This window comes from Alteribacillus bidgolensis (genome assembly GCF_002886255.1).
In the GTDB taxonomy this organism is placed as follows: Bacteria; Bacillota; Bacilli; order Bacillales; family Marinococcaceae; genus Alteribacillus; species Alteribacillus bidgolensis.
This window is the reverse complement of sequence record NZ_KZ614149.1, coordinates 156668-182355: the sequence shown is the minus strand read 5'-3', so window position 1 is coordinate 182355 and position 25688 is coordinate 156668. Positions and strand designations below refer to the sequence as shown.

The following is a 25688-nucleotide window of genomic DNA, read 5'->3' as shown; positions in this document are numbered from 1 at the left end:
TATACATAAAGCTGTTCCAAGGTTATTCCGGAACAGCTTTATGATCTATATGGTTTTTAAACAATTGATCTAATGAGGCGATTTTTTTATCTGTGTATTCTTCAAACCGATTATTGTAGGATACCGGATCTTTTGGATTGGCAAATCTGCCTATTTTTTTAGTAACCGGATCTACCCATTTACTTGCAGCTCCACAGCCAAGACCAATAATTGTTTGAACTTCCTCCATAATGATAATATTATATAAACTTTCTTGTCCTTCTAATGAATATCCTACGTTTTCTAAATTACCTAATATGTTTTTCTGCCGGTACAGGTAATAAGGGTGATAATGATGAGAATTCATCCAAGCAGCTGTCATCTCCATCATTTTTTCAATTTCATCTTTTTCTGCTACTTTATATTTTTCTTTTTGCTTTGTCATCGTAGAAGCTCTTTTAAAAGATAACGTATGAACCGTTACGGATTCAGGAGACAATTTTTCTGTTTCTTCTAGACTTTTTTCCATTTCCTTTGTCCCTTCCCCAGGAAGACCGATTATTAAGTCCATATTTATGTTTTTCATTCCCATTTTACGAGATAATTCGTACTTTTCTTTTGTTTCTTCAACGGAGTGATGCCGGCCGATTGCTTTTAACGTTTGATTATCAAAAGACTGAGGATTAATACTTATACGATCTATATTCCATTTTGAAAGGACATTAAGCTTTGCGGGAGTGATTGTATCAGGCCTGCCAGCCTCAACTGTTATTTCTCGTACGTCATGTATTCCAGGAATAACTTCATACATCTTTGCATATAGCTCATCCATTTCTGCTGCACTTATACTCGTTGGCGTACCTCCTCCAAAATATATGGTTGTTACCGGCACCCCAGTTCGTTCAAGCCATGCTCCAATTTGTTCCATTTCAAAATGCAGTCCAGTAAGAAATGCTTCGACAGACCCATTCTTTCCGTTTATTGCATAAGCTGGAAATGTACAATAAGCACATTTTGTAGGGCAAAACGGTATTCCTATATAAATGCTTACGCCATTATGCAATTCATATAAGTCTGGCAGCACTTTTTGCTGGCGGCGGCCGATACTTTCTAAAAGGGCAGCTTTATTTTCTGACACTAAATAGTCATTTTGCAAGTGTTCTTTTATTTCTGCTAGTTCAAGTCCATCCTGATAAAGAGAGTGCCATAATTTAGTAGGACGAATACCGGTTAGGGTTCCCCAAGGCTGAATGGTGCTTGTCCATTTGTTTAAAAGCTTCACAAACAGATGAGCTCTTACTTGTTTTGCTTTCTTATAAATATCTTTTTCGCTTAATAATAGAGGGGCGTGCTTTTGGAACGTCTCTTTTAAACAGGCTCCATTAGTATGTATAAATGTCGCTGTCAAAGCAATATACTCACCTTTCCTTGTTTCTTCAAAAGTAACTACCGCTTCTGAATTTGTTTTTGTGGCCATATTTATCTCTGCATCTATATCGTACATGTCAGCAATGTGCTGAAGAGGGCGCAGTTCTTTGTCTCCTGCCCCTTTTATATGAATAATCATTTGATTCATTCCTTCCTGTTTGGTTGAAATCAGCTTAAGTGTACATAATGTATTTCCTGTGGTCAATAAAAACTCGGCTTGCCAGTGAACCCTTATGTTATACTTTGAACCTTTAGCAAACTGATACTTTCCTAAAGTATTAGAAAAGGCCGGTATTTATACCGGCCCGCTGTTTTATAGGTGTTATACTTCTACTCTCATTTGCTTTCGGAATACTTCTTTAATCATATATGCTACTCCGTCTTGCTCATTTGAACGTGTAACCCAGTCTGCTTTTTCCTTCAACTCATCAGACGCCTGCCCCATAGCTACCCCAATTCCAGCCATTTCCAAGGCAGGTGCGTCCGCGGTTCCTGAACCAACAAAAATTGATTCTTCCCTGTTTATACCAAGTTCAGACATAAGATAGGATAATGCATATTCCTTCGTTGCTTGCTCTTTTTTTATTGTTAAATGTTTTCCAGTTTGTTCTATTATAATACCTGGTATAGCTTCTAATAACTCCTCCCTGCACTTTACAGCTTGCTGTTCTTCTTCAAACTCTCCGAACAACCGTAAAGCACTTAGCTGTTGTTCATAAACAGAAGCAGATACTTTTTCTGTGTATGTTTTGGGCTGGAATAACCCCTCTCCCAGGCTGAATTGTATCTTACCGAGCATCTTTCTGGTATGCTGATGTTTATTTTCCCATTCATAGTCTTGACTTTCAAGTTGTATACGGCATGGATAACGTTCTAAATATTCAGCAGCATCAAATACCATCTCTGTAGGCATTCTGGCCTCTAAGATCGGCATACCCGACATGCCTGCTAATAAGGCTCCGCCGTGAGAAATCATCTCATGCTCCATTTTTAATTGTTTTGCTGTCTTTTTAGCTGCTGAAAAACTTCGGTTGGTTACAAGTACAGAATATACTCCTTTTTTTCGAACAAAATCAACGGCTTCTTTTGTTTCCCGGCTGATCCGATCATTATTTTTCAAAAGTACACCGTCTATACTCATCGCCAATAATCGGTACTTCATGTTGTTTCCCCCTCCTCGGCGCTAAGCCTTTTCTACTTTACCCTATGTTGTCCGGGCATTCTTTAGAACGGAAACAAATCATGAAACAAATGACTTTTATGTATAGAAAAAACCTGCAGAAACATTTCTGCAGGGAAAATTTTTTACTAACCTTGCTGCTCTTCAGGAGACCCATAAAGATCTTCAAGAGGTTCGGTAATAATTTTATTCAAATCACTAATTATAGTGCTCATACGTTGTTCTTCTTCCATCAATTTGGAGATAACATCGTGCTGCTGAACCATTTCAAATTGTTTTTGTGCTTGTGTAATCTCTTCTTCCGATGGCTGCTGGCCTTGCATTTGTTTTTGTTGAAGGTCCAATTGTATTTGGCGGAAATTATCAAGCATTCTTTTTGCTACTTCATCGTTTTCCACTTCTTCATGCAAATTTTTCAAGTTTTGAAATTCATCACTGTTTCTTAAAGTCTGAGATAATTCTCGGGCACTGTCATAAATATTGGACATTATTGGTCCTCCTTTTTTAAATCTTTACCGAGCATAACATGAAAAGCTTCTATAAATCATCCTTATCCCCAACTTTTAAAGAAAAAGGATAACAAATACGCCTTGAAACAGTCCAACTAATCCACCTAGAAGAGCACCAAGGTAAGTTATCATTTTAAATTCACGTCTTGAAATAGAGAGTATCATTGTTTCTAGCCGATCTACCGAAAATGTGTCTACTCTTTCTCTCACAACATCTTCTAACTCCAATTGTTCAAACAAGTTACTCAGTCTGTCCGCTAAAAAACCTTGTACTTGTTCGATAACCCCAGGTATCCATTGTTTTGTTATTTTTTCTTCAAAGGATGGTGCCCATTCATATAAAGGACTATCTAAATAATTGAAAAGAGGTAACTCTTTGTTTAATAAATCAGCCGTCTTCTTGGCTGATTTATCCGTATCAATCAGATAAGCTGCTGTAGAAAAGGGGTTCCGTTGTATTTTTAACCATTCCTTTTCAATTAAATCCCTAATGAATACTTCTGAGGCTGGATCTTCAAAAAAACGAACAATCTCCGGCTGAAGTTTTTCAATTATTTTATCATTACCAAACATAGAACCTAAAAAATTCAACATTGAGCCTTTTCCCTGGAGAAATTTCTCCAAAAGAACATAAAGCTGTTTTCGTCCTTCTTCCCCTTTAAAATATTCCACTCCTTTTTTTGTAACTTTTCGAGCAAGAAAAGGAACTAATTCATCTCCTTTTTCGATTACACCTTTAGGAAGAAGTTCTTTTATTTCTTTATGTTTATTTTCCATTATAAAACGATCTAATTTTTCTTTTATAAAATATTCGGTTTTCTCTTGGATCGTGTTTCTAATGTCATTTACATTCCAGGTTTCTTGAAAAAAATCAGTCAGAGCTGCAGAACTATAAAGCGATTTAGTGATTTCGTCTGTTATCCATTTTGTCATCTTCACGCGAAAAGACTTTTCTATTATTTTTTTCTGAATTCCCTCTGGTGTCAATAAATGATTGACCACCATCTTCCCCATTTGTTCTGCCATTTCTCCTCTTCGTTTTGGAATAAGCCCAGGCGTAAAAGGAACTCTCCATTTCCCCACGTAAATTGGCTTATACGGTCTAAACAACATTTTTATAGCTAACGAGTTTGTCAATCCGCCTATAACAGCTCCAACCGTGATCATTATTATAATCAGCCATAATCCGTCCATTTTTAAACTCCTTTGAATTAGCACCTTGATGAATTTACCATTATTACTTTACCAATTGGATAAATTTTCGGCAAGCATGACAGCAGTAACTTTTTGATTGTTTTCTGATATGATAAGATGCAAAGAATACTTACTATCCTAGAAATGGGGGGATAGAAATGATTATGCATTTTCAATGGTATGAAAAAAAGAATAACTGGCTGCGAAAAGAGTGGGCATTCTCCTTTTATTTTAAAGGATCATACTACAATGGCGTGTATTTTAAAGACGGGTCGATTAAATGGGAGGGAGAACAGCTTCCTTCTAATGACAAAGAAAATATAACAACTCAGGTTCATGATTTAGTTTTGTATCATATTTTTGAGGATCATACTCCGCCCGTATAAATGAATTCCCAAAATATGCACCGTATACCGTCTCTATGAAGGGACATGCTAAAAATACGGGAGGGGAAGGCATGGATAAATTGCAAAAAGGACAAACGGATAAGACAAATTATAGAATGGATGTAGACCGAATGATCAACGAAGGAATGGCAGGAGGTACTGTAAATCCAAAATATGAAAATTTTCAAATTGATGGAGCTAGAAAGTTAGATAAAGAGGAACCTCCTTCCCACAATTAAATACACGTCAGCCTGGCTTTGCGTATAACAAACCAGGCTGTATTTAAGTTGTTTTTTCTTTTCTTATACAAATAGGAGACTGTCAAGGTGGCGGCATGCCACCCCTATCGACAGTCTCTCTAGCCATGTTATTTAATTATTGCTGCTGACCACTCATTTGCTGCTCAGCCATTTGAACAAGACGTTTAGTGATTTCTCCTCCTACAGAACCGTTAGAACGAGAAGTAGAGTCAGCACCAAGTTGCACTCCAAATTCTTGAGCAATTTCGAATTTCATTTGATCAAGAGCTTGAGAAACTCCAGGTACTACTAATTGGTTAGTGTTACCGCTGTTGTTGTTTGCCATGGTTTTTCACCTCCTCTTTGTACCTATAGTTTGTATCGAATTTCAAACACTATGCTACAAAAAGAATAGTAATTTAAGGAAAAAAAGAGAAGGGAGTTAGTATAACCATGTGTTTTTCTACTTCGTCAATCTATACATTTCTATTATATTGCTGTTATACAGGATAAACTGCATGTTTTCTTTTAGAAAATACTTGATATTTTCTCCTATAGCCCTCAAACCGCTCGGTTAATTCCCGTCTTAAATCATCTGGTTCTACAATGCCGTCTATAACCATTTCTGAAGCTAGTCTATATATATCAATATTTTCTTTATACTCCTGACGCTTTTCTTCAATAAAATCTGGTCTATCTTTTTCAGACAGTTCTGCAATTTTGTTTGCATATACTGCATTCACAGCAGCTTCTGGACCCATTACTGCAATTTGTGCACTAGGCAGTGCTAAGCAGCAATCAGGCTCAAAAGCTGGACCTGCCATTGCGTATAATCCTGCTCCATATGCTTTTCGAACAATAACAGATATTTTTGGAACGGTTGCTTCTGACATTGCAGCGATCATTTTTGCTCCGTGACGAATAATACCTGCTTTTTCTACACTCGTTCCAATCATAAATCCTGGTATATCAGCTAAAAATAATAAGGGAATATGGTATGCATCACATAGCGTAATAAACCGGGCAGCTTTGTCTGCAGAGTCATGGAATAATACTCCTCCTTTGACTTTCGGCTGATTGGCAATAATTCCGATGGCTTCTCCATTTAAACGAGCAAATCCAGTAATAATTTCTGGTGCGAACTCTTTTTTCATTTCAAAAAATTGATCTGCGTCTGTAATATGACTAATAAGCTGATACATATCATATGGAGCGTTTTGATTCGCAGGAATAATATCTTTCAAGGGTTTTTCAGGAGGGACCGCTGGTTCCGGTGTATTTAACGATGTCTTATTTTCAAAATTAGCTGGGAAATAAGATAAATATTGACGAGCATGTTCGATAGCTTCTGCTTCATCTTTAGCAAGTATGTCTCCGCATCCAGATACAGAGCAATGCATTTTTGCTCCTCCCATTTCTTCTAAAGAGACTTTTTCCCCAATAACCATCTCAGCCATTCGAGGAGAACCAAGGTACATAGAAGCATTTCCTTCAACCATAATTACTGTGTCACAAAAAGCTGGAATATAAGCCCCACCAGCAGCTGATGGACCGAAAAGTATACAAACCTGTGGAATTTGTCCAGACAGCTTCACCTGGTTATAAAAAATCCGTCCAGCTCCTCGTCGACCTGGGAACATTTCTACTTGATCGGTGATCCTTGCTCCTGCAGAATCAACCAAATAGAGTATAGGTACACTCAGCTTTTCTGCGGTTTCCTGTATCCTAATAATTTTTTCTACAGTTCTTGCCCCCCAAGATCCTGCTTTTATAGTAGAATCGTTTGCCATAAAACAAACGAACTGCCCATTAATTTTTCCAGTACCAGTAATAACACCATCTGCAGCAAGCCCTTCCGCTTGGCTGTTTGCAAATTTTCCGTCTTCATAAGTTAATCCATCATCCAACAATAAATTTAGACGGTCACGGACAAAGTATTTGCCTTTTTCTTTATTTTTTTCATGATATTTTTCTTCCCCGCCTTTTTCGATGCGATTGACTAATTGTTGGTGAAAATCTTCGTTTATCATAATGTACACCTCCTATTTACCGTAATATACTGGCTCACGTTTTTCTTTGAAAGCCCTTAGCCCTTCTAATCTGTCTTCTGTACTTATCGTGGCTTCATAGGATTTTTCTTCAATTACAAGACCCGTCGTTAATTCTGAATCAATCCCGCCATTAATGGCTGTTTTCGCAGCTGATACAGCAACAGGCCCATTTCTTCTTATTTCTAATGCCAGCTCCACTGCTTTATTAAATACGTGACCACTTTCTGCTGCATACTCCGCGATTCCTAATTCAACTGCTTCTTTTCCAGAAATTTTCCGGGCTGTATATATTAATTCTTTCGCTTTTGCCTTTCCAATAAGCCGAGGTAAAAGCTGAGTTCCGCCTCCTCCAGGGATAATAGCTAGAGAAGTTTCTGGCAGTCCGTATTTTCCGTCGGCACTTGCAATACGCAAATCACATGCGAGAGCTAATTCAAGTCCGCCGCCAAGAGCGCTTCCATTCATTGCAGCAATGACCGGTTTTGGAAAATTTTCAATTCGATTTATGGATTCCTTGATGAAAGAGACAGTTTTTCGAACTTCGATCTGATTCATATTAGCTCTTTCTTTTAGATCTGCTCCAGCGCAAAATACTTTTTCTCCTTCTCCACGAATAATTAAAACGCGGCAGGAAGCATCATAAGCGAGATCTTTTAAAGTCTCTTGCAATTTATTTAAAAGGGATATTGATAGAGCATTTGCTGTGGATGGTCTATTCAAAGTTATTACCGTTATTCCTTCATGCGGCTTATCAACGCGAATGTATCGGGTCATCTGTTCTCTCCATTCTTAGCTAGAATTGCTTTTTTTCCTTTATGTGCTTGCAGCGCTTTACTTGGTAAAGGCTTTCCAATATGATTTTCCATAAACATAGCGTTTTCGACCATTTTTTCTTCTGAAACACCTGTTTTGATGCCCATTTGGTGAAGCATATAAAGAAGATCTTCCGTTGCTGTATTTCCAGAAGCACCTGGTGCGTATGGACAGCCTCCCAATCCTCCACAAGAGCTGTCAAAAGTCTGTATCCCCATTTCAAGTGCTTTTAGTGTATTAGAAAGGGCGGTTCCCCTCGTATCATGAAAATGCATAGCTAATTTATTTGCAGGAATGCCTTTTAATAAATGGTTCAACGTGTCTTCTACTTGCATAGGAGAAGCCGTACCAACTGTATCTCCAATCGATAACTCATATGCCCCTATTTCTAAAAGTGATTCACTTATTCTTCGTACATTTTCAGAATTGGTTCGTCCTTCATAAGGACAAAAAAATGCTGTAGATACATAGGCTCGAACGGGTATATTTGCTTTGACTGCTTCTTCTGCTGTTTGTCGTAAAACCGGCAGTGTTTCATCTATACTTTTGTTTACATTCTTTTTGTTGTGGGTTTCTGTAGCGGACATAAAAACTGCAATTTCATCAACGTTAGTCTCTATTGCAGCTTCAAGCCCTTTTTGATTTGGAACTAATGCGGTATAGACTACTCCTTCTTTTCGCTGAATCGATTTGACAACGTCTTTTGCATCCGCCAAAGCAGGAACCCACTTTGGGTGGACAAAAGACGTAATTTCAATATGGCGTAATCCACTCTGTGATAATTGATTAATCCAGTCCGTTTTTACTTTAGTCGGGATTAATTTTTTTTCATTCTGAAGACCATCACGAGGTCCTACTTCTTTTATCGTTACATTTATTGGCCAACTCATCCTGCTCCCCCTATCTACTCTAATTCAAACAATTCATCCCCTTCATTCACAAACTCCCCTTCTTCTTTTAACACTGTTTTTATTTTGCCGTTTGCTTTTGCTGTAATCGGTATCTCCATTTTCATGGATTCTAAAATGGCTACTTCCTGGCCTTCCTTTACTTCTTCACCGGAACTTACTAATAATTTCCATAAGTTACCGGCCATTGAAGCTGTTATGACATTCATTTTTTTGCCTCCTTGCTTATACATTTGTAGAACGAAGAATATCCGTTACAAAAGCCGTTGTTGTCTGTCCTTGTTTAAAATCTTGATGGTTAAGTACTTCTAATATCATTGGAATATTCGTTTTTATCCCCTCAACGTGATAATTATTGAGAGCGCTGATCATTTGGTTAATGGATTCGTGTCGGTCTTTACCAGTAGTAATAATTTTAGCAATCATCGGATCATAATGAGGAGTGACGACGATCCCTTCCCTTACCCCGCATTCGTGACGTATATGTTCTCCTCTTGGCAGAGTTAAAGCTGTAATTTTTCCAGGAGAAGGAAAAAAATTACTTGGATCCTCAGCATAAATTCTTGCTTCTAATGCGTGACCATTTTGTATAATACTATCTTGTGTTATATGAAGTATTTCTCCTGAAGCTACGCGCAGCTGCCACTGGACTATATCAACGTTTGTTACTTCTTCCGTAACTGGGTGCTCCACTTGAAGTCTTGTGTTCATTTCCAAGAAATAAAATTGTTGTTGATCGTCCACTAAAAATTCAATCGTTCCTGCATTCCTGTATCCGATATGTTCTGCTGCTTTTATTGCTGCTTCTCCCATTTTTTGACGAGTGGCAGCGTTTATAAAAGGAGATGGACTTTCTTCTAGCACTTTTTGATTACGGCGCTGTATCGAACAATCTCGCTCTCCAAGATGAATCACATTTCCATGCTGATCGGCGAGAATTTGTATTTCAACATGTCTTGCATGTTCAATAATTTTTTCAATATAAAGAGTTCCATTTCCGAAAAAGTCACTGGCTCGTTTTTTATTCCCTTCAAATGCTTTTCTTAATTCTTTTTCATTGTTAACTTTCTGCATACCAATTCCGCCCCCGCCTGCAGAGGCCTTTAACATGACGGGATATCCTATTTGTTCAGCGTCTTTTAAAGCAGCCTCTACGCTTTCCACCCTTTGATTTATACCTGGAATAATCGGTATTTCTGCATTTTTCATTGCTTTTCTAGCCGATATTTTATCTCCCATTAATTCCATGCTTTCCGGAGAAGGTCCTATAAACGTAATATCCTCTCTTTCACATTTTTTTGCAAAATCAGCGTTTTCTGATAATAGACCATATCCGGGATGCACTGCATCAGCCCCTGCATCTTTAGCTGCCTGCAGAATAGAATGAATATTAAGATAGCTTTCTTTAACTGGTGCAGGACCGATAAGATAAGCTTCATCAGCCATTTTTACATGCTCAGCCTGGTGGTCTGCTTCTGAATAAACTGCTGCAGAGATAATACCTAGTTCCTCACATGCCCGCACAATTCTGCAAGCAATCTCTCCTCTATTAGCAATTAACACTTTACGAAACAAATTTTTCACCTCACTCTTCATTTAATAGAAAATTGGCTTTTCGCTAATTCACGGAGTTTAAATTTTTGGATCTTTCCCGAAGCAGTCATAGGATACTCATCCACAAAAGTAATGTAGGCAGGGATTTTATGACGTGAAATTTTCCCTTCGCAGTACGAACGTATTTCGTCAGCAGTACATACTTCTCCTTCTTTTAATCGAACCCATGCAGAGACCTCTTCTCCATATTTATCATTCGGTATACCGACTATTTGCACATCAAGAAGTTTTGGATGTTGATATAAAAACTCTTCTATTTCTCGTGGATATATGTTTTCTCCGCCTCTAATAATCATATCTTTTAAACGGCCTGTAATTTTACAGTATCCGCCTTCATCCATCACGGCCAGGTCCCCTGTAAATAACCAGCCATCTTCCGATAAAACATTTCTCGTAGCCTCTTTTTGTTTGTAATAGCCTTTCATCACGTGATAGCCTCTCGTGCAAAGCTCACCTTGTTCCCCGCGTGGAAGTTCTTCTTTCGTGTTAGGATTTACGATTTTGACTTCGACATTAGGAAGAGCTTTTCCAACTGTTTCCACTCTTCGTTCAATCGAATCATCTACTCTTGTCTGAGTGATAACGGGGGAAGATTCAGTTTGACCATATGCTATCGTTATTTCGTCTGCCCCCATTTTTTCGATGACACCTTTCATTACCTCTACCGGACAATTTGAGCCTGCCATTATTCCTGTTCTGAGGGAACGGAGGTTGAATTCTGGAAACTTCGGGTGGTTCATTTCAGCAATAAACATTGTTGGGACTCCATGAAGCGCAGTGCATTGTTCACTCTCCACCGCTTTTAACACTTTCAAAGGTCCAAACTCTTCTACTGGAACCATAGCTGCCGCTTTCGTTACGCATGCCATTGTTCCAAGAACACAGCCAAAACAATGAAAAAACGGAACTGGAATACAAAGACGATCTTCTTCTGTAAGCTCCATACATTCTGCAATATTTAGGCCGTTATTTACAATATTTTTGTGTGTAAGCATTACTCCTTTAGGAAATCCGGTCGTTCCTGAGGTGTATTGCATATTTATTACATCATCAGGGTTTAAAGACAACATTCGCTGCTTTAAAGTTTCTTCACTTGTGCCGTTTGACATATCCATTAATTGTTTCCATGTAAGCATGCCAGGTTTTTGTTCATCACCTAAAAATATAATGTTTTTTAAAAAAGGAAACTTATCGCTAGATAGCTTGCCAGGCTCTGCATTCTTTAGTTCAGGGATGACATCATAAAGAATTTCTGTATAAGAAACACCTTTAAATGATTCTTGTAAAATTAAGGTGGAAGCATCCGACTGTTGAAGTAAATATTCCAGCTCTTGTGCCATATAATTTGTGTTGACCGTTACTAATATGGCACCTGTTTTGGCGGTGGAAAACTGAGATATTAACCATTCTGGCTTATTAGCAGCCCAAATAGCTATATGATCTCCTTTCTCCACTCCAAGATTGATGAATCCCTTTGCTGCTTTTTTGCAAATTTCTTCAAATTCTAAGTAAGTGTAACGAAGTCCGCGATCCGGATAGACTACCGCCTCTTTTTCACCATATAAACATGCTGTTTGTTCAAGCAGTTTACCAACGGAAATATCCAATGTCCCTGTCATTGGTTCTCTCCTTCCCAAAAAATGATTAATAAATACAATTAGCAGCCAAGCTCCCGAGCAATAACCATTCTCTGTATTTCAGAAGTTCCTTCCCCAATTTCCATCAGTTTAGTGTCCCGCAGCATTCTTTCTATTTCATATTCTCGCATGTATCCGTAACCCCCGTGGATTTGTAATGCTTGATTGCATGTTCTGGTAGCCATTTCTGAAGCAAACAGTTTTGCATATGAAGCCTCTTTTTTAAAAGGTTTGCCTTGGTCTTTTAACCATGCTGCCTTTAAAACCACGTTTTGAGCGATTTCTATTTCCATTGCCATATCTGCTAATTTAAATTGAATTCCTTGAAAAGAAGAAATAGTTTGACCAAATTGCTTACGTTCCTTTGCATAAGCAAGTGCTTTCTCAAATGCTCCGCGTGCGATTCCTACTGCAAGCGCTGCAATAGAGATTCTTCCTCCATCAAGGGTATAAAGAAATTGATTGAAACCCTTTGCTGGATCCCCAAGCAAATTGTCTTTTGGTACTTTTACGTCCTCAAGTACAAGCTCAGAAGTATTAGATCCGCGAACTCCCATCTTTTCATAAGGACTGGTAATCGTAAATCCTTCTGTATTAGCGGGCACAATAAAAGCTGAGATAATATTTTTTCCCTGATCATTTTTAGCAGTCACCGCTGTGACAATTACCGTTTTTGCATATTGAGCATTTGTAATCCAGCATTTTTCTCCATTAATAACGTACTCTTTACCAATTAATTCTGCTTTTGTTCTCGTTCCTCCTGCATCAGAACCGGCATTTGGCTCAGTTAATCCAAAGGAACCTAAAGCTTTGCCGGATGCAAGCGGCACTAAATAATCTTGTTTTTGTTGTTCCGTTCCAAAATAATATAGAGGACTCGCTCCTAATGAAACAGCAGCAGCATAACTCAGCCCTGTACTTCCACAAGCTTTACCCACTTCTTCTACAGCAAGCGCATAAGCTATCGTGTCCCCGCCGGAACCACCATATTTTTCTGGAAAGGGGATCCCTAAAAGCCCTAGCTCCCCCATTTTTTTAAACGTTTCTTCAGGAAATCTTGCTTCTTTATCGACTTCTTGTGCTTTAGGAGCAATCTCCTGTTCTGCAAACTCTCGTACCATATCCCTCGTCATGCGCTGCTCACTTGTTAATTCAAAATTCATTTCCTCTCCTCCATCCCTTTAATACCGGCATTTTAAAACTGAGCAACTGTTCAGAATCAGACCAAAAAGGAATTTCTGCCTTGTATTGAATTTTGTAAGCGTTTTCAATATTAATTCAATTATAAGTAAAAATTCAGAAAGACGTCAATTACTTATTTTGAAATCTTTTTCTACATTTTCTGATTAAATTTTTGGAGCATGTCCTTGTATGTTGTATGTTTGTATGTCTTCCAAAGATAATGGCAGAAAGTCTGGAAATAGCCAGGAGGATATTTCTGATCAGATGACAAAATTATCAATCCTTAAACAAATTTTCCATTATACTACATTTAATATTTTTAATTATTTGATTATTTGTTATTTTTACGTTTTCTTTTGTAGGTTCCAGATAGTATGAAAACTGTAACCAAAATATTCCAAGGAGGTTAAGTTATCTATGCGTAAGATCTGTTTTTTGTTCCTTACCATGGCCCTGCTGATAACGCAATTTCCAATCGGAGCCATGGCTCCGAATGGTAACGCTGAATGCCGCCCGCTTTCGGATGATCCATCTTATGACGGGTGGGTGGACCACGAACAGTTGAAAGACAGGCTTGGTCAGATTGATGGTACGAGTAACGGTAGGGTTGGAGTGGATGTCGTCGGCTATTCCCAGCTTGAGCGGGAAATCTTTGCAGCTCGTGTAGGTACCGGGGATCGGGTACTGTTGGTCACTAGCAAAATCCATGGAAACGAAAAAACTGGTACGGAAGCTCTTCTTCAGATGTTGAAGACACTTGGGTCCAGTAGTGGAGAAAATAAGTGAAAATGTCACTATGTTTGATGAAGTAGAATCCTATGTCGATCTACATTACATGGGGCCTTGCAATAACAGTGAGGAAGATGATCAGTACGTACAGGTTGCACTAGACTATCCCCCATTGGGACCAGTTGACAGCACGAAATATACATCCGAGTATCCTCTGCTGGATCGGGTTAAATCAAGACGCTATGCACTTGCCGCTGCATTAGGTATGGAAGAGTTCTCTGGTATGGGAAATGCAGAAATTTCTCCTTTCTGGGGCAGGGTGAACCGCTATTATCACCCATCCGAATGATCTTCCAGGTCAGGCCAGATCCTCTTTTGCCCTCAATAGTACTGAAACAGCCCTTTTTGAAATACGCAGACAACAGCACAGCTGGGGACAGAAGCAGAAAGGCATGCTGACACAAATTGTAAAGAATGGATTATTCGGTATTGCCGAGCATATGTCAGATGATTCAATTGATGATCTAGATGGAGATGATTTCTACGAATTACCAAAGTACTTAGCCTCTCTAGCAGCAAAGATTACGTGTAAACAAAAAAACACCTCCGCAGCGGTACTTTTGACATTAACAGGAGCGGAGGTGGCTTTTCCTTCATGAAAATAAACATATTGTATATTATTGGTATTTAAGTTTTATTTTGTAGTTTTCCTAAATATTATATAGATAATCAAGTTGAAAAGGAGGTTACAAAGTGAAAAATCCGAATCTATTGACTCAGATCCTGATCGCTTTTATTGCTGCCATCATTTTAGGGGTAATTGCAGGGCCGAGTGTGGAAGTGGTCCAGCCCCTGGGTGACTTCTTCCTTCGTCTTATTCAATTCATCATAGTTCCTTTAATCCTGTCCACACTAATAGTTGGTGTAGCTGGTACCGGCAACGTCAGAAAACTGGGTCGTATGGGTGGGAAAACCATTGCATATTACTTAGGCACATCAGCTGTAGCCATTACTATCGGGCTTGCCATTGGCTTAGCTTTTCAACCCGGAGCCGGGGTAGATATACCTACCGAAGCGGTAGGAGCAGAGCCGGCAGCCGAGGAGCAGAATGTGGTAGATACACTGTTGAATATTATCCCGCTCAATCCGTTTGAAGCCATGGTGGAAGGCGAGATCCTGCAGATTATCTTTTTTGCCCTTTTTATTGGGATTGCCATTTCCCTGGTTGGGGAGAAAGCCCAACCGGTCTATCGCTTTTTTGAAGGTTTAGCCGAAGTGATGTATAAAATCACTGGGATCGTTATTCTGCTGGCGCCCATCGGGGTGTTTGGGCTGATTGCACCGGTAGTTGGTGAATACGGTATGTCTGTGCTTCTTCCACTGTTAAAGGTGATTTTGGGAGTATTTGCTGCTTGTTTGCTTCATATCGTTATTACCTATTCCATAGTGGTTAAATTAGGCGGTAAAATGAGTCCACTAGTTTTTTTCAAAGGAATCGCTCCTGCAGGCCTGTTTGCTTTCAGTTCGGCAAGTAGTGCAGGCACATTACCATTAACAATGAAGAATTCACAGGAAAATTTAGGCGTATCCCAGAAAACAAGCAGTTTTGTACTGCCGCTCGGAGCGACCATCAATATGGATGGAACAGCCATATATCAAGGGGTGGCCGTTCTATTTATTGCTCAGTTCTATGGCATTGAATTGAGCATCATGCAGATGTTGTCTGTTATTTTGATTGCTACGTTGGCCTCGATCGGAACGGCAGGGGTGCCGGGTGCCGGTTTAATCATGCTTACTTTCGTGCTGACCAATATCGGACTGCCTCTAGAAGGGATTGCTTTGATTGCCGGGATCGATCGTATTCTTGATATGTTCCGTACCTCCGTCAACGTTGTAGGTGATGCCGCCGGTGCCGTCTTTGTTGATCGTACTGAAAAGCACCATGAAAGTAATGAAGATAAGGACCTTGAATATAGCATGAATGTGTAATCTAAATCCATCATTCCCCATTGATTTTTTTGGTCAATGGGGAATGAATGTTACTGCTCGGACAACAACCGTTTGGATTCATAGTACAAAGTCTGAATAAACTTCTTAGCATTGATCCGAATTTGCGTGTGAGATAATGACTACTCGTTCTTCAATTCCTCCATTATTTCTCGTACCAATCCAAAAACCGTCACTTCCTGTTTCTGGTTTTCAGTCATTATACAATAGGGTTTTTAGAAAATACATTTGATTAAGACAATACGATCAATTATTACTTTTATATAATATGATTAACAAGAAATATTACCTACAAGTACAACCATTCTTTTGCCACAATATCATCGGGACTGAGGGAAGCTCTATTTTATTTTAAGATGTTTTAAGAAAAGTATCTGCTTGATTTCCTCGTCTGCAATAGCCGTATTGAGGTCGTCTTTCCTAAGTCATTTTTTGCTTCTTTGACATTTTTGTCACCACCTTAGTTAATATGCGTTCCTTTGGTTATATTACAATGAAGGGGTGAAAAAATGGATCAGAAAAATGAACACAAGGATGAAAAAATAAATGTGAAACTAGGCGGAATGGGACTGTACTCAAATACTTCCAATATGGAAATCAGTGGATACAAGGCTTCCGGTGACATTGAAAATTCCGGACAGTTAGATAAAGGTTTTCAGAAGGTAGAAGAGGAAGACATTGCTCCACGTGCATCAGCAAAAGAAGGGGATCAGAAGGATTATTAATCAAAGCCTTTGGTAAGCTTTCTTTTTGAGACTTATATTTTATTTTAAAGGGGGGCTTTGCAAATGACTTGGCAGAGCCCTCTTAAATAATTAATGCCAACTGCAGGGAGATATAATCATGAAAAAGGCAATGATTATAGCAATCAGTTATGGAATCATTATATATATTGCTTTTCTATACCGAGGGCCACTGTTAGCTTGGCTCAACCAAAGTACGTTAACTGAACTACCGTTGATGTTTTTTCTTGCGGTCCTTCTTGGCACCATTCCTGTTGTCCCTTTCACTGTGTTTGCCGGTATGATGGGAATGAAATATGGTTTGTGGATCGGCTCCGCCATAAACTGGACAGGAGCTGTCGGAGCTGCTGTCGTTTTTTTCATTGTTACCCGTTTCTTTTTTATCCATCAGTTCCAACGCTATATAAACCGATTTGACAAGGTGAAAAAATTTGATAGCATGATAAGCCGAAATGCATTTACTGCCGTTCTTTTCAGCCGAATGCTCCCTATCATACCTCCCACTTTTATCAATATTTACTCGGGGTTGAGTACCATGCTGTTTTCAACCTATTTCGCTGCCACGGCCATCGGCCAAATTCCCGGAATGATTGCCTTTGCTTATCTTGGAAATCAGCTGTTTTCTTCCCTCCATGCATTTGTTACTGGCCTATCCATTTATGTCGGTTTTCTAATCATTATCATCCTTATCTACCGCTGGTGGTATTAAGGTGCACAAGCCACGGTACAGCTCCCCATCTTTTAAAAATCACCGTAACCTAGCATTTATGGATATATTTTATAGATTTGTTTGCCTTTCCTTATCAAAGAGCAGTAAAAAGGAAAGAAGTAACAGAGCATGAACATCGACCAAAACAATGCTCCCTGCGTTTGCAGCTACGTCTGATCCGGCAGCCGTCCGAACAAGTGTAGGAACAATTGCCTGAACTAATTTCTAGTTATGTGGCTCCTCTAACATGAAACGGAAAAACGCGTTTCATAACCAATTCCAAATAAAACAATGATAGAAAGCAGATAAACGTGCTATACTATTTGTAGATGATTCCAGTTATAATCGTTCTATGTACATTTGGTAATTAAGCCGTAAAGGAGGTTCCATCGATTTGACCTTTTTTGGCGCTATCCTAGGAATAGTAATCATTATTGCTTTAGTCAGCTGGATCGTGGGGTATAATGCTCTGATCAAATATCTTAATTGGGTGGAAGATGCATGGGCACAAATTGACACACAATTAAACCACCGATTTAATTTAATACCTCGTTTAATTGATGTCGTTCAGCAGCATATTAAAAATGAACAGCATACTTTAGAAAAACTTGTGGAATTAAGGAGTCAGTTAGCTTCCCCAAACAACGATAGGAACCACCAAATGAATATAAATGAGGAGCTCTCTGAAACATTATTTCAAGTTTTCGCCTTAGAAGAAGTTTCGGAATTAAGGAAAGATGAGGAATTTACTTATGTGGAGAAACATTTAAAAGAAACAGACCTAAAAATAAAAAAAGCAGCAAAGATTTATAACAATACTGTAGTAAAATATAATACTAAAATTCAGTCTCCCCCAACCAGTTTCGTAGCCAACATACACAATTTCCATAAAAGAGAGACCATTACCCTTTTAGACAACCAAAATTCTAATATAAAGATGTCTTCATAGAAAAATCGCCTTTCATGCATCGAAGGGCGATTTTTCTACAGATTCGTTTAAATATTTAAGCTATGCAGTAGTTTTTCTGCATTATCTTCTATAACTATATTTTTTTGGATAGTATGTGATAAAAACCCTTCCTTTACCATGTGCTCCAAAAGATGATGCAAAGGAGCGTAATAGTCACGCACATTCAATAAAGCACATCTTTTTTGATGATGGCCAATAGCCCCCCACGTCAGCACTTCCATAAATTCTTCGAGCGTGCCAATTCCGCCTGGCATTGCAACAAAAGCTTCCCCTTTTTCATACATTAACGCTTTTCTTTCGTGCATACTATTCACCGTTATAAGATTAGTTACATGCTGATGAGCTATTTCTTTTGGTTTAAGATCTTCTGGTATTATACCAGTGACCTTTCCTCCTTGACTGAGAGCCCCATCAGCAACTGCTCCCATTAAGCCAGAACTTGATCCGCCATAAACAATTTCTATATTATTTTTAGCAGCTGACTTTCCTAAATTCTCTGCTTCTTTTATATATATTGAATTATTGCCTTTTCGAGAGCCGCAAAACACTGTTAATGATTTCATTTGTTCCCTCCTATTAAATTTTATGGCTTAAATAGTATATAGACTTTATATAATAAGTGTATTACATGTTTTCAAAAACATCCTTAAATTGCAGGATCCGTATATATGTTACAATACTTGCTAGATAAATGTAGTATGATTTTTCAAATTTTTTATATTCCCAATGAAAAAGGAGAATTCTGATGGAGAATTTCGAAAGAAAGTTGGAAAATTACGCTGAACTTGCAATCAAAAAAGGGGTGAACATTCAACCAAATCAACCTCTCTTTATTAACGCTCCGATAACTTCAGCAGGTTTTGTTCGTCTATTAGCAAAAAAAGCATATGATGCGGGTGCTAAAAACGTACATGTAGATTGGATAGATGAAGAACTTTCTCGTGTTAAATATGAAAAAGCCCCAGATGAAGCTTTTAAAGAATTCCCTAGCTGGATTGCCAAAGGAAGAGAAGAATTAGCTGAAAATGGGGCAGCATTTATAACGGTAAAATCGACTGATCCCGACCTTTTAAAAGGAATAGATCAAAGCCGGATAGCAAATGCAAATAAAACCGCTGGCGAAGCAATGGATACATTTCGCTCTTATATCCAATCAGACATGGTAAGCTGGCTTGTTATAGCAACCCCTTCTACTGGCTGGGCTAAAAAAGTTTTTCCTGATGTATCAGAAGAAGAAGCAGAGAAAAATCTGTGGGATGCAATTTTTAAAGCCGTTCGAGCAGATCAGGAAAACCCAGTGGAAAAATGGGATGAACATAATAAAACATTACAAGAAAAAGCTGCATTTTTAAATGAAAAAGCGTTCAAGCAGCTGCACTATAAAGCACCAGGTACAGATTTAACGATTGACCTTCCTAACGGCCATATATGGGCTGGCGGCGGCAGTGATAACAAAGACGGTGTTCATTTCATTGCAAATATGCCTACAGAAGAAGTGTTTACTGTTCCTCATAAAACAGGAGTCAACGGTTATGTAAGAAACACAAAACCTCTTAATTACAGCGGAAATGTCATTGATGATTTTACTATTCATTTTAAGGATGGAAAAATTACAGAATTTGAAGCAAAAGAAGGGGAAGAAACGTTAAAAAACTTAATAGATACCGACGAAGGCTCCCATTATTTAGGAGAGGTTGCACTTGTCCCCCACAGTTCTCCCATTTCCCAATCCGGCACATTATTTTATAACACTCTTTTTGACGAAAATGCTTCAAACCACCTCGCTATAGGAAGTGCCTATGCCTTTTGTATTAAAAATGGCACCGAGATGTCAAAAGAAGAAAAAGAAGCAAATGGCATAAACACGAGCATCACTCACGTTGATTTTATGGTAGGCAGTGGAGAAATGGATATTGACGGAAGGCTTTCTAATGGAGAAACAGAACCGTTGATGAGAAACGGAGAGTGGGTTATTTAATGTTTTACACCTTCCATAAAGAATGTTTGTGACTAAATATTTGTGGAATATAAATTATACGAAATCATTGATATTAAAGCGAGGTGAATGTTCATGTCTTTAAAAAAAGTCCTTACTATTGCTGGGTCTGATACTAGCGGGGGAGCTGGAATTCAAGCTGATTTAAAAACTTTTCAAGAACTCGGGGTTTATGGCATGACCTCTTTGACCACCATTGTTGCACAAGATCCTCATCAAGATTGGCATCATGCTGTCTTTCCCCAAGAACGTTCTGTTATTGAAGCACAACTAGAAACCGTTTTAGCTGGTGTCGGAGTGGATGCTGCTAAAACCGGTATGCTTGGGTCAATAGAAACAATAGAATTGGTAGCCAATAAGGTGGATCAATATCATATTGAAAAACTAGTTGTGGATCCTGTAATGGTCTGTAAAGGAGCTGATGAAGCCCTTAATCCTGAAGTGGATCAACATTTACGAGAAGTCCTTGTACCAAAAGCTTTAGTAGTAACCCCTAACCTTTTTGAAGCTTCTCAGATTGCTGACATGGATGCTGTCCAAAGCGTAGAAGAAATGAAAAAAGCAGCAGTAACCATTTATGAGCAAGGACCTTCTTTTGTTATTATAAAAGGGGGAGGCGAAACAGGCGAGGATCAATCCATCGATGTTTTGTATGACGGAAAAAGTTTTGAGTATATTGAGTCACCAAAAATTCATACAGAATACACTCACGGTGCAGGTTGTACCTATTCGGCTGCGATTACTGCAGAATTAGCTCATGGAAAACCAGTAAGAGAAGCAATTGAAACCGCTAAACAGTTTATCACTGCTGCTATTACAGATTCCTTCCCTCTTAATCAATATATTGGACCTGTCAACCATACAGCCTACCGTTACCAATCGGCGAAAAAAGAACGCTAATATAAACTGCAGCCCCTGAAGAATTGGACTCCAGGGGCTGGTTAATTATAATACTTTACTTAAAAAAGATTGGGTTCTTGGGTTTTGCGGGTTATCAAATAGCTGTGACGGCGGTCCTTCTTCCATAAATACGCCTTCATCAATGAAGAATACACGATCCCCTGCTTCTTTAGCGAACCCCATTTCATGTGTAACTACTACCATTGTCATTCCTTCTTCAGCTAAATCCTTCATAACAGCCAGTACATCTCCAACTAACTCTGGGTCCAAAGCCGAAGTTGGCTCATCAAACAGCATCACTTTAGGGTTCATTGCTAGTGCCCTAGCAATAGCCACTCGCTGTTTTTGTCCACCAGATAAGCTGTTAGGGTAAACATGAGCCTTATCTTTTAAACCTACTTTATCTAATAACGGTAAAGCAGTTTCTTCTGCTTCCGTTTTAGTAATCTTTTTTACTTTTAGTGGTGCTAAAATAATATTTTCTACTACAGTTAAATGGGGAAATAAGTTAAAATGCTGAAAAACCATACCTACCTCAGAACGTACCTTATTGATGTCAGTAGCTGGGTCCGTTAAATCACTGCCATCAATTACAACATGCCCGTCTGTAATTTCTTCTAACATATTTAAACAGCGTAAAAAAGTACTCTTCCCAGAGCCAGAAGGACCAATAACACACACCACTTCTTTTTCTTTGATTTCTGTAGTTAAACCTTTCAGTACTTCTGTCTCTCCAAAAGACTTATGCAGATCTTTTACTTGTATCATTCTCTTTCAAACCTCCGTTCGTACTGACGCAAAATGAGCATAGAAGGTATGGTAATTACTAAATAAAAAATAGCTACCATTATGTAAGACTCAAAATCAGCAAATGTAGAGCTTGCATATTGGCGTCCCTCATACATTAGATCTGTAACTGCAATTGCTGAAAATAATGAAGTATCTTTAAGACTAATAATAAATTGATTTCCAAGCGGCGGAATCATTCGTCTTAATGCTTGCGGCCAAATAATATAAAGCATAGTTTGGCGCGATGATAACCCAAGTGATCTACCTGCTTCTGTTTGACCTTTATCAACGGATTGAACGGCTCCTCTGACAATTTCAGCTATATAAGCTCCAGCATTAGCAGCAATTGCTATAATGGATGCCGTTAATTTATCCAGGTTTATGTTCATAAAATCTGAAAGCCCAAAATATATAAAAAATATTTGAACTAAAAGCGGTGTTCCCCGTACTAGTTCAACGTAAATCGTTGCAATACCATAAACTATTTTAACTTTAGATAGCCTCATTAAACCAAATATAGCTCCAAGAACAAAACCAATGGCTACACCAGTTATCGTTATTAAAAGGGTAAACAGGAATCCGGACCATAAATTTGGCAAAATTTCTATATAATGATTAGTTGTAAATACATACATTTGTTTCCTCTCCCCCTGCAATAAACATTAGAAAAACGCTAAAAACCACAGTAGGACGTGCTAATATCACCAGAACCACAGGGTGTGGTGTTTTTGGCGACAGATCTAAGGAACTTCTGTTAAGTTCACGAACAACCTGTTCCCGATAAATTTGGCCCTCTGTTAAATGATGTGGAAGAATTATTCCTGATAAAGGTTTGTCCCAAAAGTTGATCAGTGGTCGTGCAGCATAGGTCGGACATTTGTTCGGCTGTATCTTGTAAAACAGGGATATAGAAGGTTTAATAGACATGAATTCTGCTATTACGTGTCTAAGCGGTGGATATTGTTCGCTTTGCAGTAAATTGCCGATGTCCGCATGCCCCCTATTTTGCAGTAATTTCACCATTTGTCCATGCGCCGCGTTTTCTCTGATTTCAAAGGAGACACCACAACATTTACTATAGAGCCTAAAAATTCTCCTAACAGTGCAAAGTTAAAGCGTGACAATATCAAAATGTCACGCTTTTTTTCCAATTTTTTATTCTTCCTCACTATCATCTGGAGCCTCGCCAAACCACTTTGTATAAATTTCATCAAATTTTCCGCTTTCCTTTAACGAGTCAATAGCTTCGTCTACTTCATCGCGAAGTTCAGAGTCTTTCGGGAAGGCTATGCCATATTGTTCACCTTGTAATAGGTCACCAACAGTAACAAGCTCTCCTCCTGCTTCTGTCTCTGCATAATATTCAACATTTGGTTTATCATACAACACTGCATCTGTCCGTTCGGTAAGTACACTTCGATATGCTTCTGTAATTTCAGGGAACGCTTCAACATTTGCGTCAGTATTTTCTTGGAGATAATCTTCACTGGTTGAGCCGACACGTGTTGCGACTGTCATGCCGTCCACATCGTCTATCGAAGAAATCTCCTCATTACCATCTAGTACGGCTAAAATTAAACCAGCGTCATAGTAAGGCTGAGAAAAGTCAATATTTTCTTCGCGCTCTTCTGTAATCGTCATTCCAGCAATTCCTATATCAAAACGGCCGGAAGGAATAGCAGAAACTATTCCAGAAAACTCCATTTGTTCAATTTCTATATCAAACCCTGCTTCATCAGCTATTGCATTTATTAAATCAATATCAAATCCAATTAGTTTATCGGTTTCTTGATCAATGAACTCAAAAGGCACATAGTTATTATCTGTTGCTACAGAATATGTAGGCTTCTCTTCATCCTCCGCAGCTTCTTCAGCCTCTTCTTCATTTCCAGCCCCGTTTTCTGTCTCTTCGGCAGCTTCCTCTTCTCCAGCGGTCTCTTCCTCCAGATTATTTTCAGCTCCGCAAGCTGCTATGATAAACAAAAACATAGCAAGGAGAGAAAACATAAAAAATTTTTTCATGACAAATCCCCCTTTTATTATATAGAACCCGGCATTCATGAATAATGCCGGGAGTATTTGGAAAAGTATAACACAAAAATTTCTAAATTGGAAATTTTGAGATATTAATGAAAATTGGTTTATATTTTTCTAGCATTCCTCTTACAATGTCTTACGATTAACTTTACTGCCATTGTAGCTGAATTTTACTTTTTTCCCATCCACTACTGTTTCTAGATGCACCGTTCTTCCCCAAAGCCGGTACAGATAAGGAAGGGTCTTTTCCAAGTACTTTATATCTAATTCTTCTTCTTCGAAATGATGTGTAATATAAAGCTCTCCAGCTTTTGCATAGTCTCCGTCTGTAACTGTTAAATAAGGAAATCCGCCATTTACTCTTGAACGAATAATTTGATCCCGGACGTTTTGCCATTCTTTATCCACAATGGTATAATCTCTGCCTTGTTTCTGAAATAAATACATATCTTCTTTCTGAACTAACTCTTTAGTTACGTAATTCCTAATGAAAGACGTGTCGGACTCAAGCTCTCGTACTTCAAACAGTTTTTCTCTGCCGCTGCCAGGTTCAACACCAAGTTCTTGAAGCCTTTCACCTGGATGATTGTAGCGTTCTTCAATATCTTCAAATATTTTAAGCCCTAAATGGTAAGGATTAATTGTCGTTTTAGAAGGTTGTATGACGCTAGCATTTAACTTTGCAAATTCTACACTTTCTTCTGTGCTAAGATTCATTTCTCTTAATATTCTCGCGTGCCAATAAGACGCCCATCCCTCATTCATAATTTTAGTTTCTAACTGCGGCCAAAAATATAACATCTCTTCACGCATCATAGTTAAAATATCCCTCTGCCAGCTTTCCAGATCTCTGCTGTATTCTTCAATAAACAATAATAAATCTTTTTCCGGCCGAGGCGGGAAAGCTTTCTTTTTTCTTTTTTTCGGGACTGCTTTGTCCTTTTCGTCTAATCTCCATAAATCTTCATACGGACCTGGCTTCTCATTGAAGGATGGTTCTTCTTCCTCTTCGGTTTCAATGGTCCAATCGAGCTTTGGACGAACAAGACTAGGATCAATGTGTTCTTGTACAGCAAGAACGGCATCTAAAAACTGTTCTACTTCATCTTTTCCATGGACCATTTCGTAGTGTGATATTCTCTCTGCAGCTGCTGCCATACTTTCCACCATATCTTTTCTTGTGTTTGAAAACCGGACATTATTTTTAAAAAAGTCACAATGAGCAAGCACGTGCGCCACAATTAACTTGTTCTGAATTAAGGAATTACTGTCTAATAAAAACGCATAACATGGGTTTGAATTAATTACTAACTCATATATCTTGCTTAAACCTAAGTCGTAATGCAGCTTCATTTTGTGGAACTGTTTTCCAAAACTCCAATGAGAATATCGGGTTGGCATACCGTACGCTCCAAATGTATAAATAATATCAGCTGGACAAATTTCATAGCGCATGGGATAAAAATCTAAACCAAAGCCTTCGGCTATTTCAGTTATTTCATCGATCGACCTTTTTAACTCCTTTTCTTCATGAGTATTCACAATATTCCCTCCTCCACTCTTCTTACCTTTACTATATGAAAAGAGAAGGCAACAATGAACAATTAGTACATTCCTTTTGATAGAGATAGACTCTTAGTTTGTTGTATATTTAAAGAAGGAATAAACTGTAATGGAGGTGGATAAAA

Annotated in this window: 29 protein-coding genes; 11 read left to right on the top strand and 18 right to left on the bottom strand. The window is 38.5% G+C overall.

Annotated elements, in window-relative coordinates; genetic code table 11:
- Positions 1-22 precede the first annotated feature (22 nt).
- The 4 genes from CEF16_RS01005 to CEF16_RS00990 all read right to left on the bottom strand — a co-directional run bounded on the left by CEF16_RS01005 (position 23) and on the right by CEF16_RS00990 (position 4290).
- Positions 23-1546, bottom strand: coding sequence for a coproporphyrinogen III oxidase (locus CEF16_RS01005; protein WP_091586910.1), 1524 nt, complete (start codon positions 1544-1546; stop codon positions 23-25).
- Positions 1547-1729: 183 nt separating this feature from the next.
- Positions 1730-2569 carry an HAD-IIB family hydrolase gene (locus CEF16_RS01000; RefSeq protein WP_091586909.1) on the bottom strand — a complete coding sequence of 280 codons (840 nt, stop codon included), beginning with the start codon at positions 2567-2569 and terminating at the stop codon, positions 1730-1732.
- 146 nt (positions 2570-2715) lie between these two features.
- Entirely contained in the window at positions 2716-3075 is a 360-nt protein-coding gene (locus CEF16_RS00995) for a YlbF/YmcA family competence regulator (protein WP_091586908.1), read from the bottom strand.
- A gap of 75 nt (positions 3076-3150) precedes the next feature.
- Positions 3151-4290, bottom strand: a complete 1140-nt coding sequence (locus CEF16_RS00990) for a DUF445 domain-containing protein (protein WP_091586907.1) — start codon at positions 4288-4290, stop codon at positions 3151-3153.
- Positions 4291-4448: 158 nt separating this feature from the next.
- On the opposite strand from CEF16_RS00990, the gene CEF16_RS00985 reads away from it, so the two are divergent.
- Together CEF16_RS00985 and CEF16_RS23505 are read left to right on the top strand one after the other, a co-directional pair.
- Positions 4449-4676 (top strand): DUF5342 family protein, encoded by a 228-nt coding sequence (locus CEF16_RS00985; RefSeq protein WP_091586906.1) that lies wholly within the window; start codon positions 4449-4451, stop codon positions 4674-4676.
- Positions 4677-4747: 71 nt separating this feature from the next.
- Entirely contained in the window at positions 4748-4915 is a 168-nt protein-coding gene (locus CEF16_RS23505) for a hypothetical protein (RefSeq protein ID WP_170031462.1), read from the top strand.
- A 136-nt stretch (positions 4916-5051) separates the two neighbouring features.
- On the opposite strand, the gene CEF16_RS00980 is transcribed toward CEF16_RS23505, so the two are convergent.
- The 8 genes from CEF16_RS00980 to CEF16_RS00945 form a co-directional block, all read right to left on the bottom strand.
- Positions 5052-5261, bottom strand: coding sequence for an alpha/beta-type small acid-soluble spore protein (locus tag CEF16_RS00980; RefSeq protein ID WP_091586905.1), 210 nt, complete (start codon positions 5259-5261; stop codon positions 5052-5054).
- A gap of 154 nt (positions 5262-5415) precedes the next feature.
- Entirely contained in the window at positions 5416-6945 is a 1530-nt protein-coding gene (locus tag CEF16_RS00975; protein WP_091586904.1) for an acyl-CoA carboxylase subunit beta, read from the bottom strand.
- 12 nt (positions 6946-6957) lie between these two features.
- A complete protein-coding gene (locus tag CEF16_RS00970; protein ID WP_091586903.1) occupies positions 6958-7740 on the bottom strand; it encodes an enoyl-CoA hydratase in 783 nt (260 codons plus the stop codon).
- Positions 7737-8669 (bottom strand): hydroxymethylglutaryl-CoA lyase, encoded by a 933-nt coding sequence (locus CEF16_RS00965; protein WP_091586902.1) that lies wholly within the window; start codon positions 8667-8669, stop codon positions 7737-7739. The genes CEF16_RS00970 and CEF16_RS00965 overlap by 4 nt, the downstream gene beginning before the upstream one ends.
- A gap of 14 nt (positions 8670-8683) precedes the next feature.
- Complete coding sequence (locus CEF16_RS00960; RefSeq protein WP_091586901.1) at positions 8684-8896, bottom strand: acetyl-CoA carboxylase biotin carboxyl carrier protein subunit; 213 nt, start codon at positions 8894-8896, stop codon at positions 8684-8686.
- 16 nt (positions 8897-8912) lie between these two features.
- Positions 8913-10262 carry an acetyl-CoA carboxylase biotin carboxylase subunit gene (locus CEF16_RS00955; RefSeq protein WP_091586900.1) on the bottom strand — a complete coding sequence of 450 codons (1350 nt, stop codon included), beginning with the start codon at positions 10260-10262 and terminating at the stop codon, positions 8913-8915.
- A gap of 17 nt (positions 10263-10279) precedes the next feature.
- Positions 10280-11920, bottom strand: a complete 1641-nt coding sequence (locus CEF16_RS00950; RefSeq protein WP_091586899.1) for an AMP-binding protein — start codon at positions 11918-11920, stop codon at positions 10280-10282.
- Between the two features lie 38 nt (positions 11921-11958).
- Positions 11959-13101, bottom strand: coding sequence for an acyl-CoA dehydrogenase family protein (locus CEF16_RS00945; RefSeq protein WP_091586898.1), 1143 nt, complete (start codon positions 13099-13101; stop codon positions 11959-11961).
- 502 nt (positions 13102-13603) lie between these two features.
- On the opposite strand from CEF16_RS00945, the gene CEF16_RS24040 reads away from it, so the two are divergent.
- From CEF16_RS24040 to CEF16_RS00920, 7 genes are all read left to right on the top strand, one after another.
- Positions 13604-13906 carry a M14 family metallopeptidase gene (locus CEF16_RS24040; protein ID WP_175488374.1) on the top strand — a complete coding sequence of 101 codons (303 nt, stop codon included), beginning with the start codon at positions 13604-13606 and terminating at the stop codon, positions 13904-13906.
- Positions 13890-14198, top strand: a complete 309-nt coding sequence (locus tag CEF16_RS24035) for a hypothetical protein (RefSeq protein WP_211295839.1) — start codon at positions 13890-13892, stop codon at positions 14196-14198. Before CEF16_RS24040 ends, CEF16_RS24035 begins: the two co-directional genes overlap by 17 nt.
- Positions 14199-14301: 103 nt before the next feature.
- Entirely contained in the window at positions 14302-14508 is a 207-nt protein-coding gene (locus CEF16_RS24030; RefSeq protein ID WP_175488372.1) for a hypothetical protein, read from the top strand.
- A 94-nt stretch (positions 14509-14602) separates the two neighbouring features.
- Positions 14603-15838, top strand: coding sequence for a dicarboxylate/amino acid:cation symporter (locus tag CEF16_RS00935; RefSeq protein WP_091586897.1), 1236 nt, complete (start codon positions 14603-14605; stop codon positions 15836-15838).
- 527 nt (positions 15839-16365) lie between these two features.
- Positions 16366-16581 carry a hypothetical protein gene (locus tag CEF16_RS00930; RefSeq protein ID WP_091586896.1) on the top strand — a complete coding sequence of 72 codons (216 nt, stop codon included), beginning with the start codon at positions 16366-16368 and terminating at the stop codon, positions 16579-16581.
- 118 nt (positions 16582-16699) lie between these two features.
- Positions 16700-17308: a TVP38/TMEM64 family protein gene (locus CEF16_RS00925; RefSeq protein WP_091586895.1), complete on the top strand. Its 609-nt coding sequence runs from the start codon at positions 16700-16702 to the stop codon at positions 17306-17308.
- Between the two features lie 394 nt (positions 17309-17702).
- Entirely contained in the window at positions 17703-18257 is a 555-nt protein-coding gene (locus CEF16_RS00920) for a LemA family protein (protein ID WP_170031459.1), read from the top strand.
- Positions 18258-18304: 47 nt separating this feature from the next.
- On the opposite strand, the gene CEF16_RS00915 is transcribed toward CEF16_RS00920, so the two are convergent.
- Entirely contained in the window at positions 18305-18841 is a 537-nt protein-coding gene (locus CEF16_RS00915) for an LOG family protein (RefSeq protein WP_091586893.1), read from the bottom strand.
- Positions 18842-19023: 182 nt separating this feature from the next.
- On the opposite strand from CEF16_RS00915, the gene CEF16_RS00910 reads away from it, so the two are divergent.
- Together CEF16_RS00910 and pdxK are read left to right on the top strand one after the other, a co-directional pair.
- Complete coding sequence (locus CEF16_RS00910) at positions 19024-20256, top strand: aminopeptidase (RefSeq protein ID WP_091586892.1); 1233 nt, start codon at positions 19024-19026, stop codon at positions 20254-20256.
- 93 nt (positions 20257-20349) lie between these two features.
- Positions 20350-21174 (top strand): pyridoxine/pyridoxal/pyridoxamine kinase, encoded by an 825-nt coding sequence (pdxK, locus tag CEF16_RS00905; protein WP_091586891.1) that lies wholly within the window; start codon positions 20350-20352, stop codon positions 21172-21174.
- Between the two features lie 45 nt (positions 21175-21219).
- Here pdxK and CEF16_RS00900 read toward each other — a convergent pair whose 3' ends face one another.
- The 5 genes from CEF16_RS00900 to CEF16_RS00880 all read right to left on the bottom strand — a co-directional run bounded on the left by CEF16_RS00900 (position 21220) and on the right by CEF16_RS00880 (position 25542).
- On the bottom strand, positions 21220-21942 hold the full coding sequence (locus CEF16_RS00900; protein ID WP_091586890.1) for an amino acid ABC transporter ATP-binding protein: 723 nt from the start codon (positions 21940-21942) through the stop codon (positions 21220-21222).
- Complete coding sequence (locus CEF16_RS00895; RefSeq protein WP_091586889.1) at positions 21939-22598, bottom strand: amino acid ABC transporter permease; 660 nt, start codon at positions 22596-22598, stop codon at positions 21939-21941. The genes CEF16_RS00900 and CEF16_RS00895 overlap by 4 nt, the downstream gene beginning before the upstream one ends.
- Positions 22579-22986 carry a hypothetical protein gene (locus CEF16_RS00890; protein WP_091586888.1) on the bottom strand — a complete coding sequence of 136 codons (408 nt, stop codon included), beginning with the start codon at positions 22984-22986 and terminating at the stop codon, positions 22579-22581. Before CEF16_RS00890 ends, CEF16_RS00895 begins: the two co-directional genes overlap by 20 nt.
- Before the next feature lie 132 nt (positions 22987-23118).
- Positions 23119-23985, bottom strand: a complete 867-nt coding sequence (locus CEF16_RS00885) for a transporter substrate-binding domain-containing protein (protein ID WP_091586887.1) — start codon at positions 23983-23985, stop codon at positions 23119-23121.
- A gap of 141 nt (positions 23986-24126) precedes the next feature.
- Positions 24127-25542, bottom strand: a complete 1416-nt coding sequence (locus CEF16_RS00880) for a SpoVR family protein (protein WP_091586886.1) — start codon at positions 25540-25542, stop codon at positions 24127-24129.
- Positions 25543-25688: the final 146 nt, after the last annotated feature.

Bases quoted from the DNA above. Each gene is read 5' to 3' on its own strand.
- CEF16_RS01005 (WP_091586910.1), bottom strand. From the start codon at position 1,546: ATGATTATTCATATAAAAGGGGCAGGAGACAAAGAACTGCGCCCTCTT.
- CEF16_RS01000 (WP_091586909.1), bottom strand. From the start codon at position 2,569: ATGAAGTACCGATTATTGGCGATGAGTATAGACGGTGTACTTTTGAAA.
- CEF16_RS00995 (WP_091586908.1), bottom strand. From the start codon at position 3,075: ATGTCCAATATTTATGACAGTGCCCGAGAATTATCTCAGACTTTAAGA.
- CEF16_RS00990 (WP_091586907.1), bottom strand. From the start codon at position 4,290: ATGGACGGATTATGGCTGATTATAATAATGATCACGGTTGGAGCTGTT.
- CEF16_RS00985 (WP_091586906.1), top strand. From the start codon at position 4,449: ATGATTATGCATTTTCAATGGTATGAAAAAAAGAATAACTGGCTGCGA.
- CEF16_RS23505 (WP_170031462.1), top strand. From the start codon at position 4,748: ATGGATAAATTGCAAAAAGGACAAACGGATAAGACAAATTATAGAATG.
- CEF16_RS00980 (WP_091586905.1), bottom strand. From the start codon at position 5,261: ATGGCAAACAACAACAGCGGTAACACTAACCAATTAGTAGTACCTGGA.
- CEF16_RS00975 (WP_091586904.1), bottom strand. From the start codon at position 6,945: ATGATAAACGAAGATTTTCACCAACAATTAGTCAATCGCATCGAAAAA.
- CEF16_RS00970 (WP_091586903.1), bottom strand. From the start codon at position 7,740: ATGACCCGATACATTCGCGTTGATAAGCCGCATGAAGGAATAACGGTA.
- CEF16_RS00965 (WP_091586902.1), bottom strand. From the start codon at position 8,669: ATGAGTTGGCCAATAAATGTAACGATAAAAGAAGTAGGACCTCGTGAT.
- CEF16_RS00960 (WP_091586901.1), bottom strand. From the start codon at position 8,896: ATGAATGTCATAACAGCTTCAATGGCCGGTAACTTATGGAAATTATTA.
- CEF16_RS00950 (WP_091586899.1), bottom strand. From the start codon at position 11,920: ATGACAGGGACATTGGATATTTCCGTTGGTAAACTGCTTGAACAAACA.
- CEF16_RS00945 (WP_091586898.1), bottom strand. From the start codon at position 13,101: ATGAATTTTGAATTAACAAGTGAGCAGCGCATGACGAGGGATATGGTA.
- CEF16_RS24040 (WP_175488374.1), top strand. From the start codon at position 13,604: ATGGCTCCGAATGGTAACGCTGAATGCCGCCCGCTTTCGGATGATCCA.
- CEF16_RS24030 (WP_175488372.1), top strand. From the start codon at position 14,302: ATGCTGACACAAATTGTAAAGAATGGATTATTCGGTATTGCCGAGCAT.
- CEF16_RS00930 (WP_091586896.1), top strand. From the start codon at position 16,366: ATGGATCAGAAAAATGAACACAAGGATGAAAAAATAAATGTGAAACTA.
- CEF16_RS00925 (WP_091586895.1), top strand. From the start codon at position 16,700: ATGAAAAAGGCAATGATTATAGCAATCAGTTATGGAATCATTATATAT.
- CEF16_RS00915 (WP_091586893.1), bottom strand. From the start codon at position 18,841: ATGAAATCATTAACAGTGTTTTGCGGCTCTCGAAAAGGCAATAATTCA.
- CEF16_RS00910 (WP_091586892.1), top strand. From the start codon at position 19,024: ATGGAGAATTTCGAAAGAAAGTTGGAAAATTACGCTGAACTTGCAATC.
- pdxK (WP_091586891.1), top strand. From the start codon at position 20,350: ATGTCTTTAAAAAAAGTCCTTACTATTGCTGGGTCTGATACTAGCGGG.
- CEF16_RS00900 (WP_091586890.1), bottom strand. From the start codon at position 21,942: ATGATACAAGTAAAAGATCTGCATAAGTCTTTTGGAGAGACAGAAGTA.
- CEF16_RS00895 (WP_091586889.1), bottom strand. From the start codon at position 22,598: ATGTATGTATTTACAACTAATCATTATATAGAAATTTTGCCAAATTTA.
- CEF16_RS00890 (WP_091586888.1), bottom strand. From the start codon at position 22,986: ATGGTGAAATTACTGCAAAATAGGGGGCATGCGGACATCGGCAATTTA.
- CEF16_RS00885 (WP_091586887.1), bottom strand. From the start codon at position 23,985: ATGAAAAAATTTTTTATGTTTTCTCTCCTTGCTATGTTTTTGTTTATC.